Origin of the sequence: Streptomyces aurantiacus JA 4570 (assembly GCF_000414115.1) — a bacterium.
In the GTDB taxonomy this organism is placed as follows: domain Bacteria; phylum Actinomycetota; class Actinomycetes; order Streptomycetales; family Streptomycetaceae; genus Streptomyces; species Streptomyces aurantiacus_A.
Genome location: NZ_AOPZ01000559.1, coordinates 1 through 17,230, shown reverse-complemented (window position 1 = coordinate 17,230; position 17,230 = coordinate 1). Strand labels below are relative to the sequence as shown.

3 protein-coding genes and 1 pseudogene are annotated in these 17,230 nt (G+C 75.6%); all 4 read right to left on the bottom strand.

Annotation, left to right across the window (positions count from 1 at the left end):
• Nucleotides 1-24: 24 nt before the first annotated feature.
• Nucleotides 25-6,558, bottom strand: a pseudogene (locus STRAU_RS38365) (type I polyketide synthase); the annotation flags it as partial.
• Between the two features lie 85 nt (nt 6,559-6,643).
• Nucleotides 6,644-14,950: an SDR family NAD(P)-dependent oxidoreductase gene (locus STRAU_RS38360; protein ID WP_063890401.1), complete on the bottom strand. Its 8,307-nt coding sequence runs from the start codon at nt 14,948-14,950 to the stop codon at nt 6,644-6,646.
• Between the two features lie 51 nt (nt 14,951-15,001).
• Nucleotides 15,002-16,165, bottom strand: coding sequence for a cytochrome P450 (locus tag STRAU_RS38355; protein WP_037664702.1), 1,164 nt, complete (start codon nt 16,163-16,165; stop codon nt 15,002-15,004).
• Nucleotides 16,166-16,482: 317 nt separating this feature from the next.
• On the bottom strand, nt 16,483-17,103 hold the full coding sequence (locus STRAU_RS38350) for a sigma-70 family RNA polymerase sigma factor (RefSeq protein WP_016645773.1): 621 nt from the start codon (nt 17,101-17,103) through the stop codon (nt 16,483-16,485).
• Nucleotides 17,104-17,230 lie beyond the last annotated feature (127 nt).

Sequence of the window (17,230 nt, the reverse complement as noted above, 5' to 3'; positions counted from 1 at the left end):
CGCAGGCTTGCTGGGGGAGCGGGCTCACCGGGGAGCGGCGTCGGAGCCGAGCTTGGTCAGCAGGTCGCGCAGGCGGTCGCCGACGGTCTCGCGCGCGGAGTCGCCGAGACGGGCGTCGGCGACGGCCGCCTCCAGCCTGGTGAGCTCGTCGAGTACGGCCACGGCGGCATCGGCGTCGGAATCGGCGTCGCCGTCCCGCCGCTCGGACTTCAGGTGCTCCACGAGCCCGGCCGGGGTCGGCCAGTCGTAGATGAAGGTGGCGGGCAGCTTGACGCCCGTCGCCGCTCCCAGCCGGTTGCGCAGCTCGACGGCGGTCAGCGAGTCGAAGCCGATCTCGTCGAACGCGCCGTGCGGGTCGACGACCGCGCCCGAGGTGTGGCCGAGGACGGCCGCGACCTCCTTCAGGACCGTGTCCAGGAGACGGTCGCCGGTTCCGGCGCCCGCCGCCGCACCGTCCGCCGGGGCAGCGGGCGCGGCCTTCGCGGTCTCCGGCACCAGGCTCGTGAGCAGTGGCGGCACGGCGCCGCCGGTCGCCGCGCTCGCGCGCAGACCAGCCAGGTCCCAGGCGGCGGCCACGGCCACCGGACGGTCCCTGCGGACCGCGGCGTCCAGGAGCCGCAGGCCCTGAGCGGTGGTCAGGGGCGCCACTCCGGTACGGCTCATGCGGCTGAGGTCGGTGTCGGTCAGACCGGCGCCCATCCCGCCGTCGCCGCCCCACAGGCCCCACGCGACACAGACGCCGGGCTTGCCGACGGACCGCCGGTACTCGGCGAGGCCGTCGAGGAAGGCGTTGCCCGCGGCGTACCCGCCCTGCGCCGCGGAGCCCATGGTTCCGGCGAGCGACGAGAACAGGACGAACGCGTCCAGGCCGTAGGACTCGGTGAGTTCGTGCAGGTTGAGTGCCGCGTCCACCTTCGGGCGCAGGGTCCGGTCCAGGCTCTCGGGCGTGAGCGCGGCGAGGACGCCGTCGTCCAGGACGCCGGCCGCGTGCACGACGCTGCCGACGCGCACGCCGTCCGCCGCCAGCGCCCCGAGCGCGCCCGCGAGCGCCTCGCGGTCGGCGGCGTCGCAGGCCACGACGCGGACGTCGGCGCCGAGCGCGCGCAGCTCCGCGACGGCCTTGGTGGCTTCGGTGGCTTCGGCGGCCTCGGTGGCGTCCTCGCGGGGCGCGGCACGGCCCATCAGGACCAGCTGCCGCGCGCCGTGCTCCGTCACCAGGTGCCGGGCGACGAGCCGGCCGAGGCGGCCGAGGCCGCCCGTGATGAGGGCGGCGCGGGTGGTGTCCCACGGCTCGTCCGGGTCGGCGAGGTCGAGGACGACCTTGCCGATGTGGCGGGCCTCGCTCAGGTAGCGGAACGCCTCGGGGGCGCGCCGGATGTCCCAGGCGGAGACGGGCGGCGCCTGCAGCGCGCCCCGCTCGAAGAGTCCGAGCAGTTCCAGGAGCATGCCCTGGATGCGGTCGGGGCCGGGCTCGCGCACGTCGTAGGCCCGGTACGCGACGCCCGGGTACCGCGCCGCCACCTCGGCGGGATCGCGCCGGTCCGTCTTGCCCATCTCCAGGAACCGGCCGCCGCGCGGCAGCAGCCGCAGCGACGCGTCGGCGAACTCGCCCGCGAGGGAGTTCAGGACGACGTCGACGCCCCTGCCGCCGGTGGCGGCCAGGAAGCTCTGCTCGAAGTCGAGCGTCCGCGAAGAGGCGATGCGCTCGTCGGCCACGCCCGCGGCGCGCAGCGCGTGCCACTTGCCCGGGCTCGCCGTCGAGTGGACCGTCGCGCCCAGATGCCGGGCGATCTGCAGGGCCGCGGTGCCGACGCCGCCGGCGCCCGCGTGGACGAGCACCGACTCGCCCTCGCGCACGCGGCCCAGGTCGACCAGGCCGTAGTACGCGGTCAGATACGTCACCGGGACCGCGGCGGCCTGGCGGAACGACCAGTCCTCGGGGATCGGGCACACCAGACGGCGGTCGGTCACCGTGGTCGGCCCGACTCCGGCGATCAGCCCCATCACGCGGTCGCCCGGCTTCAAGTCCGTGACGCCCGGGCCGACTTCGAGGACGACACCGGCGCCCTCGCCGCCCTGGCCCTTGTCCGAAGCCTGGGCGTCGACGGAGGCGTGGATCACGCCGAGCGCGAGCAGCGCGTCACGGAAGTTCAGGCCGGCCGCGCGCAGCCGGATCCGGACCTGGCCCGCCGCGAGCGGGGCCTCGACCTCCGGCCACGGCTCCAGGGACAGATGCGCGAAGGACGACTTGGCGACGTAGTCGAGGTACCACGGCACGCCCGCCGGGGCGCGCAGCGTGCCCTCCGGCGTGGCCGTGGTCAGCGACGGGCGGTAGGCGGTGCCGCCGCGCAGCGCGAGCTGGCCCTCGCCGGTCGCGACGGCCGCCTCCAGGGCCGCGCGGGAACCGGCCGTGCCGTCCTCGTCGAGGAGGGCGTAGCGGCCAGGGTGCTCGGCCTGCGCGGAGCGCAGCAGGCCCCACACGGCGCGCAGCGCTAGGCGTCCGGTGGGCGCCTCGGCGTCCACGGCGACGGCGCCGCGCGTGAGCACGACGAGCCGAGACTGGTCCAACCGTTCGTCGGCGAGCAGGAGTTGGGCCGTCGTCAGGACGTGGCGCAGCGACGCGCGCACCGTCGCGGCGTCCGACACGGCGTCGGTGGCGTGGGCCGGGACCGCGAGCAGGATGACGTCCGGCGCCTCGTCCTCGGCGAGCGCGGCGACGAGGGCGGCCCGGTCCGCGTAGGTGCCTTCAAGGACGCCCGCGAGGGCCTCGGCGGTCTCGGGGGCCTCGCCGAGCAGCACCCACCGCTCGGAAGCGGGCGCGGCGGGCAGCTCGGACAGCGCCTCCCACGACGGCAGGTACAGGCCGTCGCGGTCGCTCGCCGCGCCCCCCGCGGCGGCGGGGCGCAGCGTCAGCGAACCGATGGACGCCACCGGCTCGCCCGCGCCGTCCGCCACGTCGACGGCGATCGCGTTCGGGCCCGCCGGGGCGAGCCGCACGCGCAGCGCGGCGTCGGCGGAGCCGAACGTGCGGGCGTCGTGCCAGGCGTACGGAAGGAGCGTCCTGCCGTCCGGGGCGTCGGTCAGGACGCCGAGCGCGGACGGGTGCAGGGCCGCGTCCAGGAGCGCCGGGTGCAGCGGGTAGCCGCCGGGCCCCGGCTGCCGGCCGTCCGGCAGGGCCACCTCGGCGAAGACCTCGTCGCCGCGCCGGAACAGCGCCCTCACGCCGCGGAACACGGGGCCGTAGGAAAGCCCCTTCGCGGCCAGGTCGGCGTACAGGTCGTCGACGGCGAGGGGCAGCGGCTCGGCGTCCTCCGGCGGCCAGACCGACATATCGGCGGCCGCGGCGGGCGCGTCCCCGGCGACGGTGCCGCCGGCGTTGCGCACCCAGTCGCCGTCCTCCGCGCGGCGCGAGTGCACGGTGACGGCGCGGCCACCGGACGCGTCCGGGGCCGCGAGGAACACCCGGAGCTGGACCTCCGTGTCCCCGGGGCCCTCCGGGACGCTCAGCGGGGCCTCCAGGACCAGTTCCTCCACCAGGCCGCAGCCCGCCTCGTGCGCGGCGCGCGCGGCGAGGTCGAGCAGCTGGGTGCCCGGCACCAGGATCTGGTCGCCGACCCTGTGGTCGGCCAGCCACGGGTGCGTCTCCAGGGAGAGGCGCCCGGTCAGCAACAGGCCGTCCAGGCCGGGCAGTTCCGCGATCGCGGTCAGCATCGGGTGGTCGAGCGCGACGAGCCCGGCCGAGCGCACGTCGCCGGTCCTGACCGGTCGGTCCAGCCAGTAGGGGCGCCGCTGGAAGGCGTACGTCGGCAGCTCGACGCGCGTCGCGCCCTGGCCCGCGAAGACCTCGGCCCAGTCGACGTCGCCGCCGGACGCGTGCACCCGCGACAGCGCGGCGAGCAGCGTCGCGGTCTCCGGGGCGCGCCGCCGGAGGGCGGGGATCAGGTCGTGCGCGGGCCGCGCGGTGGGGCCCTCGCCCCCGGTGTCCGCGAGGGATTCGGCGGCCATCGCGGTGAGGTCGCCGGACGGGCTCAGCCCCACGAAGCGGGTGCAGCCGTCCTCGGCCAGGGCGCGCACACCGTCCTGGAAGCGGACGGTCCGGCGCATGTGGCGCGCCCAGTAGTCGGGGTCCGCCAGTTCGTCGGGGTCGGCGGGCCGCCCGGTGAGGTCGGAGACGACCGTCAACTGCGGGAAGGCGAACGTCAACCGCGCGGCCAGGGCCCGGAACTCGGCGACCGCGGGCTCCATCAGCGGCGAGTGGAAGGCGTGGCTGACCTGTAGCCAAGTGGTCTTGCCGCCTGCCTCCTCGAACGGCCGCACGGCGGCGGCGAGCGCCTCCTTCGCGCCGGAGAGCACGGTCGAGCTGGGGCTGTTGACGGCCGCCACCGAGACCTCGCCCTCGTATCCGGCGAGCAGCTCGACGGCCTCCTCCTCGGAGGCCCGCAGCGCCACCATCGCGCCGCCGGCCGGCAGTCGCCGCATGATCCGGCCACGGGTGACGGCGAGCTGCGCGGCGTCCTCCAGGGACAGCACTCCGGCGGCGTGGACGGCCGCGAAGGCCCCCACGGAGTGACCGAGGACGGCGTCGGGACGGACGCCCCAGGACTCGAAGAGCCGGAACAGGGCGACCTCGACGGCGAACAGGGCGGGCTGTGTGTAGTCCGTGCGGTTCAGGAGCTCGCCCTCGGGCGTGTCCTCGGCGGCGAACACGACGTCGCGCAGCGGCGTGGCCAGATGCGGGTCGACGGCGGCGCACACGGCGTCGAAGGCCGCGGCGTACGCGGGGAACGCCTCGTACAACTCCTGGCCCATCCGCGCCCGCTGTGCGCCCTGGCCCGCGAACAGGAACGCCGTCCTGCCCTCGGTGGCCCGGCCGCGCACGACATCCGGGTCCGGCGTGCCGTCGGCGAACGCGCGCAGCCGCGCGAGCAGTTCGTCGCGCTCGGCGGTGACGAACACCGCCCGGTGCGCCAGGTGGGCGCGCGTGGTGGCCAGCGAGAAGCCGATCGAGGTGACGTCCGCCGACGCGTCGGCGGTCAGGTGCTGGTGCAGCCGCTCCGCCTGTGCGCGCAGCGCCGCCTCGCTGCTCGCGGAGAGCACCTGCGGGACGGCGGGCAGCGGCGCCGACTTGCCCGCTGCGGCGTCCCTGGCCCTCTCCTCGGCGGTGCCCTCGGCCGCGAACTCCGGGACCTGGTCCAGGATCTCCGGTGCCTGCTCCAGGATCACGTGGGCGTTGGTGCCGCTGATGCCGAAGGAGGACACGGCCGCGCGCCGCGGCCGGTCGCGCTCGGGCCACGCCTTCGCCTCGGTGAGCAGCTCCAGCGTGCCGCTCGACCAGTCGACGTTCGGACTGGGCTCCGCCACGTGCAGCGTCCTGGGCAGCACGCCGTGGCGCAGCGCCATCGTCATCTTGATGAGACCGCCGACACCGGCGGCCGCCTGCGCGTGGCCGATGTTGGACTTCAGTGAGCCCAGGTACAGCGGGTCGTCCGCGGAGCGGGCCGCGCCGTACGTGGCGATGAGGGCGTTGGCCTCCAGCGGGTCGCCGAGCGACGTGCCGGTGCCGTGCGCCTCCACCACGTCGATGTCGGCGCCGGTCAGCCTCGCTCCGGCCAGGGCCTGCCGGACCAGGGCCTCCTGGGCGGGGCCGTTGGGCGCGGTCAGGCCGTTGCTCGCGCCGTCCTGGTTGACGGCCGAGCCGCGCACCACCGCGAGGACCGGGTGGCCGAGGCGCCGGGCGTCGGAGAGCCGCTCGACCAGCAGCAGGCCCGCGCCCTCCGCCCAGGCGGTGCCGTCGGCGGACGACGAGAAGGACTTGCAGCGGCCGTCGGGGGACAGGCCCCGCTGGCGGCTGAACTCGATGAAGGAGTGGGGCGTGGCCATCAGTGTGGAGGCGCCCGCCAGGGCCATCGCGCACTCGTCGCGGCGCAGCGAGTCGACGGCCAGGTGCAGCGCCACCAGGGACGACGAGCACGCCGTGTCCACGGTGATGGCCGGGCCCTGGAGGCCGAAGGTGTAGGACAGCCGCCCGGAGGCCACGCTGCCCGCGCTGCCGAGCGTCAGATACGCCTCGTACTCCTCGGGAGCCGGGTCCTTGACGCGCGCCGCGTAGTCGTCGTACATCGTGCCGACGAACACGCCCGTGCGGCTGCCGCGCAGCGTCGCCGGGTCGATGCCCGCGTACTCGAACGCCTCCCACGCGGTCTCCAGGAGGAGCCGCTGCTGGGGGTCGACGGCGTGCGCCTCGCGCTCGGAGATGCCGAAGAAGCCCGGGTCGAACCGCGGGGCGTCGTAGATGAATCCGCCCTGCCGGACGTACGAGGTGCCCGCGTGCTCGGGGTCCGGGTCGTACAGGTTCGACAGGTCCCAGCCGCGGTCGGCGGGGAACGGGCCGATCGCGTCGACCTCGTCGGTGACCAGGCGCCACAGGTCCTCGGGGGAACGGACGCCGCCGGGGAAGCGGCAGGCCATCGCGACGATCGCGATCGGCTCCTCGGCGCGCTCCCTGATCCGGGCGTTGGCTGCCTTCAGCCGCTCGTTCTCCTTCAGCGCGGCCCGCAACGCGTCGACGACTTGCCGGTCTGATGCGGACGCCATCGTGTCTCCCTCCCTGGTTCCCCGCCGGAGTTCCCTGCCGGGGGCTGTGTCACGACTCGCTGTCGCCCATGGCCAGGCGGATCAGGTCGTCGGCGTTCATGTCGTCGATGTCGCTCTCGCTGACGCGCGGGCCGCCGGGCGGGTCCGCGGTGTCCGGTGCGTTCTCGTCGGGCGGCGGCGTCGGCGCCAGCGCGGTGAGCAGGCGCTCCGCGAGGTCACCCGGCGTCGGGTGGTCGAAGACCAGCGTGGGCGGCAGCTTGACGCCGGTCGCGGAGATCAGCCGGTTGCGCAGCTCGACCGCGGTGAGCGAGTCGAAGCCCAGGTCCTGGAAGCGGCGGCCGGCCGTGATCTTCTCCTGCGTGTGCCCGAGGATCGCCGCGGCTTCGGCGCGCACGGTCCGGAGCAGGATGTGGCGGTGCTCGCGCCGCGGCGCCCGGTCCAGCTTCGCGCGCAGCTCGGCCGCCGTGTCCCGCGCCGGTGCCGCGGTGCCGCGGCGCGGGGCCAGGGAGCGCAGGATCACCGGTGCGGTGTCCGCGTCCAGGGCGCGCGGGTCGAGCACGACGGCCGCGAGGACGGGCGCCGGGTCGGCGACCGCCGCGTCGAACAGGGCGAGACCGTCCTCGGCGGACAGCGTCCCGACGCCGGAGCGCCGCAGTCGCAGCAGGTCGGCCTCGCCGAGGTCGCCGGTCATCGTGGACTCGTCCGCCCACAGGCCCCACGCGATGGACTGCGCGGGCAGCCCCTCGGCGCGGCGCGCCCGCGCGAGGGCGTCGAGGAAGGCGTTGGCCGCCGCGTAGTTGGCCTGCCCGGCGGTGCCCAGCATCCCCGCGAAGGAGGAGAACAGGACGAACGCCGTGAGGCCCGACTCGCGGGTCAGCTCGTGCAGATGGACGGCGCCGTCCGCCTTGGGCCGGAACACCCGGTCCAGGTGGCCGGGCGTCTGCGCGCCGATCACGGCGTCGTCCAGGACACCGGCCGCGTGCACCACGCCGGTCAGCGGGTGCTCGTCCGGCACGCCGTCCAGGAGGGCGGCGAGGGCGGCGCGGTCGGCGGTGTCGCAGGCCGCGACGCTCACCTCGGCGCCCCCGGCGCGCAGTTCGGCGACGAACTCCTCGGCGCCCGGCGTGCCCATGCCCCGCCGGCCGGTCAGCAGCAGCCGCCGCACTCCGTGTGCGCGGACGAGGTGCCGGGTGACCAGGCGGCCCAGGGTGCCGAGCCCGCCGGTGACGAGTACGTGGCTGTCCGCGCCGAACACCGGCTGCCCGGCACTGGGTTCACCGCCGGTTCCGCCGGTGGTGTCGCCCGCCTCGGCGCGGTGCGCCCGCAGGTGCGGCAGGAACACCGTCCCGCCGCGTACGGCCAGTTGGGGGTCGCCGGAGGCGATCGCGTGGACCAGGGCGGCGGAGTTGGGATGTCTGCCTGTGCCGGTGCCGGTGCCGGTGCCGGTGTCTGTGTCTGTGTCGATCAGCGTGAACCGGCCGGGGTGTTCCGTCTGCGCGGAGCGGATCAGGCCCCACACCGGGGCGCCGGTGAGCTCCGGCCGCTCCTCGGCGGTGACGGCGACGGCGCGCTCGGTCAGGACGGCGAGCCGGGAGCCCGCGAAGCGTTCGTCGGCGAGCCAGGCCCGGGCCAGGTCCAGTGCCGCGTGCGCGGTTCGCGCGGCCGCCTCGGTGGGCCCACCGGGTTCGGTGGGCCCACCGGCCGTGGCGGACCCGCTGGGTGCGGTGGGTCCGCTGGTGGCGGGCTCGCTGGTGGCGAGGCCGCCAAGTCCGGTGGCGATGACGACGGCGGGCACCTCGGCCCCGTCGTCGACCGCATGACGCAGGGCGTCCAGGTCGGCGTAGCCGGCCGCGGTGGCGCCGGTGGCGCGGACGGCGTCCGCGAGCCCCGGGCGGTCCGCGCCGACGAGCGCCCAGGGGCCCGTCGGCGGTACGCCGGGGGCCTCCCGCTCCACCCACTCCAGGGCGAACAGGGCGGCGCCGCCCGCGGACGCGGCCGACGCGGCGGAGGCCAGCGTCTCCTTCGGGAGCTCGCGCACCGTGAGGGTCTCGGCGTCGAGGACCGGCGTACCGGTGTCGTCGGCGATGTGCACGGAGCAGGAGTCCCCTTCGTGCCGGCGTATCCGTACCCGCAGCGCGGTCGCGCCGGGCGTGTGCAGGGTGACGCCGCCCCAGGCGAACGGCACCACCAGGCGGCTGCCCTCGCCGGCCGCGCCGCTGACCAGCGTCTGCAGGGCGGCGTCCAGGGCGGCCGGGTGGAGCTGGAAGGCGCGGGCCTGGGCGTGCGCCTCCTCGGGCAGCGTGACGTCCGCGTACAGGTCGGCTCCCCGGCGCCAGACGGCGCGCAGGCCCTGGAACGTCGGCCCGTACTCGTAGCCGATCCCGGCGAGTTCGGCGTAGAGGCCGTCGATGGGCACGACCGACGCGCCGTCCGGCGGCCACGGGGCGAGGGCGGCCGGACCGTCCGGGCCGGTGGCCGCGCCGGTCTCCGCCACGACACCGGCGGCTCCGGACCCCGCCACGACACCGGCGGCGCCACCGGCCTCCTCCAGGACACCGGTGGCGTGCCGCTTCCAGTCGTCCTTGGTGGCCGCGGAGGGCCGTGAGAACAGCGTGAAGGCACGCGACGCGTCGGCACCCGCGGCGCCCACGAGCACCTGGACGTCCATCGGCTCCGACAGCAGCAGCGGCTGCTCCAGGGTGAGGTCGCCGACACGCTCCGCGCCCGCCTTCCGCCCCACGTACAGGGCGAGTTCGGCGACGGCCGCGCCGGGCAGCAGCGGCTGCCCCACGAGCGTGTGGTCCAGGAGCCAGCCGTGGACGTCCGGGTCGACGACACCGGTGAACAACCAGCCCTGGCCGCCGGCCAGTTCGATGGCGTCGCTCAGGAGCGGGTGGCCTGCCGTGCGCGGCGCGGGCGCGGCGGCCGACGCGGTCAGCCAGTACCTCTCGCGCTGGAACGCGTACGTCGGCAGCGGCACGTCGCGCCCGCCCTGGAACAGAGGGCTCCAGTCGACGTCGACGCCGTGCACGTACGCCTCGGCCAGCGACCGGGCGAACCGGACGGGCCCGCCCTCGCCCCGGCGCAGCGACCCGATGACCGCCACGTCGGGCGCGCCCGCGCGGTCGGCGGTCTCACCGACGGCCACGGTCAGGACCGGGTGCGTGCCGACCTCGACGAACGTGGCGAAGCCGAGGCCGAGCAGGCGGTCGACGACCTTCTCGAACTCCACGGTCTCGCGCAGGTTGCGCACCCAGTACGCGGCGTCGAGCCCGGTGGTGTCGAAGGCGTCCCCCTCGACGGTCGAGTAGAAGGGCACCCGCGACGCCCGCGGCCGGACGTCCGCGAGGACGTCGAGGAGTTCGTGCGTCAGCGCCTCGACCTGGCGGGTGTGGGAGGCGTAGTCGACCTGGACGCGGCGCGCCATGACCTCCTCCGCCCGGCAGCCCTCGATCAGCTCGTCCAGGGCCTCCGGCTCGCCCGCGACCACCGTGAACGACGCACTGTTGACCACGGCCACGGAGATCCGGCCGTCGAACGGGGCGACGCGGGCCTCGGCGGCGGCGCGCGGCAGGCCGAGCGAGACCATCCCGCCCTTGCCCGCGAGGCGTTCGGCGATCAGGCGGGAGCGGAGGGCGACGACGCGCGCCCCGTCCTGGAGCGTGAGGGCGCCCGCCACCACGGCGGCGGCGATCTCGCCCTGCGAGTGGCCGACGACGGCCGCGGGCTGCACTCCGTACGCACGCCACAGCGCGGCGAGCGACACCATCATCGCCCACGACAGCGGCTGCACGACGTCCACGCGGTCCAGCGGACCGTCGAGCTCCGCCGCGAAGTCCCAGTCGACGAACGGTCCGAGAGCCTCGCCGCACTCCCGCATCCGGTCCGCGAAGACCGGCGACGCGGCCATGAGCTCCCGCGCCATGCCGACCCACTGGGCGCCCTGGCCGGGGAACAGGAACACGGTGCCCCCGCCCGGCCCGGCCCGGCCCACGGCGGCCGCGGGCGTGTCCTCGCCGCGGCTGATCGCGTCGAGCCCGGCGAGCAGTTCGGCACGGCTGTCCGCTACCACGACGGCGCGGTGCTCCATCGCGGAACGGGTGCGCACCAGGGACGCCGCCACGTCGCGCGGCGCCGGTTCGGGCCGGTCGCCGAGATACGTACGCAGCCGCTCGGCCTGCGCGCGCAGCGCGGCGGGGCTCTTGCCGGAGAGCGTCCACGGGACGACGCCGGTACCCCCGGTGCCCACAGCCTCCTCGGCGTCGGCCGCGGCCTGCGGGACGTGCTCCAGGACGACGTGCGCGTTGGTGCCGCTGATGCCGAAGGACGAGACGCCCGCGCGGCGCGGCCGGCCGGTGTCGGGCCACGGACGGGCCTCGGTCAGGAGCGAGACGGCGCCCGCGCCCCAGTCGACGTGCGTGCTCGGCTCGCCGATGTGCAGGGTGCGCGGCAGCACGCCGTGGCGCATCGCCATGACCATCTTGATCAGCCCGCCGACGCCCGCCGCGGCCTGCGTGTGGCCGATGTTGGACTTCAGCGAGCCCAGGTACAGCGGCGCGGCGGCGCCCTCGCGCCGCCCGTACGTCGCGAGCAGCGCCTGCGCCTCGATCGGGTCGCCGAGGCGGGTGCCGGTGCCGTGCGCCTCGACGGCGTCCACGTCCGCGACGGACAGTCCTGCGTTCGCGAGCGCGTCGAGGACGACCCGTTCCTGCGCGGGGCCGTTGGGGGCGGAGAGGCCGTTGCTGGCGCCGTCCTGGTTGATCGCGGAGCCGCGTACGACGGCGAGGACCTCGTGGCCGTTGCGGCGCGCGTCCGAGAGCCGCTCCAGGAGCAGCATGCCCACGCCCTCGCCCCAGCCGGTGCCGTCGGCGTCGTCCGCGAACGCCTTGCAGCGGCCGTCGGCGGCGAGCCCGCGGTTGCGGCTGAACTCGATGAACAGGCCGGGGCTCGACATCACGGTCACACCGCCGGCGAACGCGAGGTCGCACTCGCCCGCGCGCAGCGCCTGCGCGGCCATGTGCACGGCCACCAGCGAGGAGGAGCACGCGGTGTCGACGGTGACGGCGGGGCCCTGGAAGCCGAAGGTGTAGGAGGCGCGGCCGGAGACCACACTGGTGAAGTTGCCGGTGATCAGATGGCCGCCGGCCGTCTCGTCGGCGGCGTCGAGCCGCGGTCCGTAGTCCTGCTTGATGGCGCCGACGTACACACCGGTGGCGCTGCCCCGCAGCTCGGAAGGGGCAATTCCGCTTCGCTCGACGGCCTCCCACACCGTCTCCAGGACCAGCCGCTGCTGCGGGTCCATCGCGGTGGCCTCGCGCGGGCTGATGCCGAAGAACTCGGCGTCGAACCGGTCCGCGTCGTGCAGGAACCCGCCCGCGCGGGCGTAGGAGCGGCCCGCGCGCTCCGGGTCGTCGTCGAAGAGCGCGTCGAGGGGCCAGCCGCGGTTGGCCGGGAAGGGCGACAGGGCGTCCTTCCCGTCCAGGACGAGCTGCCACAGGTCCTCGGGCGACGCGACGTCGCCCGGGAAGCGGCAGGCCATCGCGACGATCGCTATGGGGTCGTCGGCGGCCGCGCGGGACCCGCCCCGGCGGGCGGTCGCCCGCGGGGCGGCCCTGGTGCCGGCCAGCTCGTCGGCGAGGCGGTCCACCAGGGTCCGCGGGTCGGGGTGGTCGAAGAGCAGGGTGGCGGGGAGCTTCAGGCCGGTCGCGGCGGCCAGGCGGTTGCGCATCTCCACGGCGGTCACGGAATCGAAGCCGAGGTCGCTGAACGCGCCCCGGGGGTCGATGCCGCGGTCCCCGTCGCGGCCGAGGACGAGCGCGGCCTCGGCGCGCACGATCCCCATGAGCCGCTCGACGGTCTCCTCGCGGCTCGCGCCGCGCAGGCCCGAGTCCTCGAACTCCTCGTCGTCGGCGCCGGGTCGAGCGGTCGCGGTCCCCGCGGGTGCGGTGTACGAGGCGTCCGCGCCCTGGTCGTCCGGCGCGACGGCGTGGCTCCCGCGCCGGAAGGCGTACGTCGGCAGCCCGACCACCGAGGCGTCCGTGGGGAGGGCCGGACGCCAGTCGACGCGCCCGCCGCAGGCGTGCAGTTCGGCGAGTGAGGTCAGGAAGCGGCGCGGTCCGTCCTCGTCGCGGCGCAGCGTGCCCACGACGACCGCGTCCGATTCGGTGTCGTCCAGCGTCTGCTGGAGGGCCAGGGTGAGCACCGGGTGCGGGGTGACCTCGACGAACGCGTCATGGTCCGCGAGGCGGCGGACGGTGCGCTCGAAGTCGACGGTGCCGCTGAGATTGCTCATCCAGTACGTGCCGTCGAGCGACGGCGAGTCGATCGGCTCGCCGGTCACCGTCGAGTACATGGGCAGCGTCGGCGTCCGCGGCCGGATCGGCTCCAGAAGGCCCAGGATCTCCTCGCGCAGCACCTCCATCCCGGCGCAGTGCGGCGCCAGGTCGATCGGGATGCGCTTGGCCGGTACGCCCTCGGCGACCAGCTCCGCGAGGAAGTCATCGACGGCGTCCACGTCGCCGGAGACCGTGATCTGGCGGGGCCCGTTGATCGTCGACACGTCGAGCCTGCCGCCGTGGCGGGCCAGGCGCGGGCGTACCTCCTCGGCCGCCATCGGCACGGAGACCATCGTGCCCCGGCCGACGACGCGCAGCATCGCCTTGCTCCACAGCGCCACGACGCGCGCGCCGTCCTCCAGGGACAGCGCGCCGGAGACGACGGCGGCGGTGATCTCGCCGTTGCTGTGCCCCACGACGGCCGACGGCTCGACGCCGAAGGACCGCCACACGGCGGCGAGGCCCACCATGACGGCGAAGAGCGCGGGCTGCACGACGTCCTCGCGCCCCAGCGAGGGCGCGCCGGGCGCGGCGCGCAGGACCGCTTCGAGGTCCCAGTCGATGTACGGCGCGAGCGCCCGGACGGACGCGTCGACGCTCGCTCGGAACACGTCCGAGGTGTCGAGCAGATCGCCCGCCATGCCGGTCCACTGCGGGCCCTGGCCGGGGAAGACGAACACGACGCGCTCGCGCGGCCGGGCGGCGGCGCCGACGACCTGGTTCGCGGTGCGGCGGTTCGCGGCGAGCGCGGTCAGCTCGGCCGCCAACTCCGCGCGACCGGCGCCGAGGACGACCGCGCGGTGCTGGAACGCGGTACGGGTGGTGGCGAGCGAGAGCGCGAGGTCGGCGGCGGACGCGGTGCTGCCGTCGAGGTGCGCGCGCAGCCGTCCGGCCTGGGCGCGCAGGGCGGTCGCGGTGCGGCCGGACAGCGGCCAGGGCAGGACGCCGACGCGGAAGACGGGCCGGCCCGCGCCGGGGGCGGCCGTGGCGGACTCGGCGGGCGGCGAGGACGCGACCACGATGTGGCAGTTCGTGCCGCCGCCGAACGACGACACCCCGGCGACGCCCGGCGTGAGATCGCCGCGGGCGAGGGAGAGCACGACCTTCAGGAGCCCGGCCATGCCCGCCGCGGAGCCGACCACCGCGTCGGGGGCGGCGGCTTCGGCCGGGCCGCCGCCGGGGACGCCGGGGCCGACCAGTTCGACATGGCCGAGCTCGGCGGGGTCCGTGCCCGCGCGCTCATGGGCGCGCCGGAGCAGCTCGCGCCGCGCGTCGTCGTGCGGGGCTGTCGGGTCCGTGCGCGGCGCAGTCAGGTCCGACTCGCGCGGCGCAGTCGGTCCCGACTCGCGCGGCACCGCCGGGTCCGCCCCGTCGCCGTCGTTGGCGACCGCGCTGCCGCGCAGCACGGCGTGCACCCGGTCGCCGTCCTCCAGGGCCCGCGCGAGCGTCTTGAGGACGACGACCGCGCCGTCCTCCCCTCGTACGGGCCCCCGCACGGGCTCCCGTACGGGCGCGGGGCGCGGCTCCGCGCCGCCCGCGAGCGCGACAGTGGACTCCCCGGCGCGCAGGCTCTGGCACGCCAGGTGCACGGCCACCAGCGCGGAGGCCGGGCCGGCGGTCACGGTGAGGCTCGGGCCGCGCAGGCCGAGGACGCGGGAGACGCGGCCGGCGTACTCGCCCGTCGCCGCGCCCAGGAAGACGCCCGTGTCCCCGCCCCGCAGATCGGCGGGGAGGATGCCCGCCTCTTCCAGGGCCTCCCAGGCCAGTTCGAGGAGCAGCCGCTGCCGCGTGTCCATCGTCGTCGCCTCACGCGGGGACACGCCGAAGAAGCCCGGGTCGAAGCCGTCGGTGTCGTCCGCGCCATCGCCGTCGCCGTCGCTGACCGCGCCGACCGCGCCGTTCGCGAGCACCTGCCGGTACGCCTCGGGCCCCTGGACGCCGGGAAAGCGGCAGGACATCCCGACGACGGCTATGGGTTCCCCCGCAGGCCCTGCGTCGCTGCGGGTGTTGTCAACAGACATGCCATTCCCCACTGAAGGTCAAGCGGTGTTCGAGGGAGAGCCGTTGGCGGGCTACCAGTCGACGTGGATCCGGGCGAACCCGCGGGTGCCCATGCCGTCCTTCCAGACCGCCGGTTCGGGAAGGTCGGCGAACCGCAGGCCCGGGAACCGGCCGACCAGGCGGGCGAAGACGATCTGGAGCTGGATCCGGCCGAGCGGCGCCCCCAGGCAGCGGTGCAGCCCGTGCCCGAACGTGAGATGGACGGGGTCGCGGCCCTCGGGCTCCAGGAACTCCGGGTCCGGGTACACCTTGCCGTCCCGGTTGCCGTTGAGCAGCGAGACGACGACGGCGTCACCGGCCCGCACCAGGGCGCTGCCGAGCCGCACCGGCTCGGTGGCCACGCGCGAGAAGCTCAGCGGCGTCGTGGGCGACAGCCGCATCAGCTCCTCGACCGTCGCGTCCACGCGCTCGGGATGGTCCACGAGCTCCTGGTACGCGCCCGGTTCGGACAGCAGCACGTGCAGGTTCAGGGCGATCTGGCCGACGGTGGTCCCGTACCCGGCCATCAGCAGCGTGAGCCCCAGGGTGATCAGCTCGCCGGGGGACAGCCTGCCGTCGTCCTGCGCGGCGATCAGCGAGCTGAGCAGGTCGTCCTGCGGCGCACCACGCTTGGCGGCGAGCAGGTCGGCCATGTAGGCGCTCAGTTCGAGGCGCTTGCGGCCCTTCTCCTGCGGGGTGCTGGCGGAGATGTCGAAGAGCACCTCGACCCAGCCGCGGAACCTCTCGCTGTCCTCCAGCGGCACGCCGAGGAGCTGGCACAGGACGTCGAGCGGCAGGGGAGTGCCCAGGTGCTCCATGATGTCGGCGCCGGGGCCCGCCGCTTCGAGCGCGTCGAGGTAACGATCCGTCAGTTTCTCGATGCCCGGGGCCATCGCGGCCATCTTCCGGGCGGTGAAGGCGCCGGTGACGGTCTTGCGCAGGCGGGCGTGTTCCGAGCCGTCCATGCTCATCATCGACTCGGGCACGGGCTGGGCGTCGTTGTACGTCGGCGCGTCCGGCCCGACCGCGGCGGCCCTGCTGAACCTCGGGTCGGCGAGTACGAGGCGGCCGAGCGCGTAGTCCCGCACGAGCCACATCTTGTCGCCGCTCGGCGTGACGATCCGCTTGACGTCCTCCTCGCCCGGCGCGAAGAACTCCGGCAGCGGGCCCATCCGGTGATGGGGGCAGCGCGTCATGTACGTCCTCCCCCACGGGCCGTCATGGACCGTGAAAGGGAAACGCGACAGGGCCGTGCGATTTCGGACATGACTGAATTCCCCCTTCACTTCAATTGCCTGTGTATCACCACAAAGAAAGCCTGCACGTGGCTGTCCCGTCAACGGGACGGAGGGCCCGTGACAACCCGGGGGCCGGGTATCGGCAATTCCGCGAGGAGTTTTGCGGCCCGAGGTCCCTGACGTATTCATAACGGGCGCGACTTTGTTTCATGAAAAGGGGTCGTGGGCACGGGCGGGCGGGGTGGGTGCCGCGGGCGGCGGCACCCACCCCCGGCTCATGCCGCCGCGAGTGCCTCCATCAGGTTGGCCCGTGCCCGCGCCACGCGGGAGCGCACCGTGCCGACCGGACAGCCGATGGCGGCGGCGGCCTCGGCGTAGGGCTGCTGGAGCAGTTGGGTGAGGACGAACGCCTCGCGCCGCTCCGCCGGTATGGCGTCGAGCAGTTCGGCGAGCGCGATGCCGTCGTCGAAGCCCGGAAGGCCGCGCGGCTGGGCCTGCTCGGCGGCGGCCTGCCAGTCGTCGCGGTCCGAGAGCCGGGGCCGCGCCGCCGCGTGCCGCAGGCTGTCCACGACGGTGCGCCGCGCGATCGAAAGCAGCCAGGTGCGCGCCGACGAGCGGCCCTCGAACCGGTGCAGGCTGCCGAGCGCCCGCAGGAACGTGTCCTGCGCGAGGTCGTCGGCGGCCTGCGGGTCGGCGCTGAGGTGCGCGACGGGGTCGGCGCTGAGGTGCGCGACGTACCGCAGGACGTCCCGGTGCAGCGCGCGCACGAACCGCTCCACGGCCTCGGGGTCGCCGTCGCGGGCGGCGAGGGCGAGCCGCGTGACGGGTTCGTCGGCGGCGTCGGTGCGGCGGGTGGTCGGTTTTTGGGCAGGGGGTGCCGTCAGGGCAGGAGTCATCGCCTGATGTCCTTCTGGAATCCGGAGTTCGGGATCCGGCCGCGCGCGGGGCGGGGCCGGTGGTGGGTGTCGTGGGCCCGGCGGCGTGCGAGGCGCGGTGCGGGCCGCTGCCCGACGCGCCGGTGGC

Excerpts from the sequence above, each read along its gene's own strand:
- STRAU_RS38360 (WP_063890401.1), bottom strand. The coding sequence starts at position 14,950 with ATGTCTGTTGACAACACCCGCAGCGACGCAGGGCCTGCGGGGGAACCC.
- STRAU_RS38355 (WP_037664702.1), bottom strand. The coding sequence starts at position 16,165 with ATGACGCGCTGCCCCCATCACCGGATGGGCCCGCTGCCGGAGTTCTTC.
- STRAU_RS38350 (WP_016645773.1), bottom strand. The coding sequence starts at position 17,103 with ATGACTCCTGCCCTGACGGCACCCCCTGCCCAAAAACCGACCACCCGC.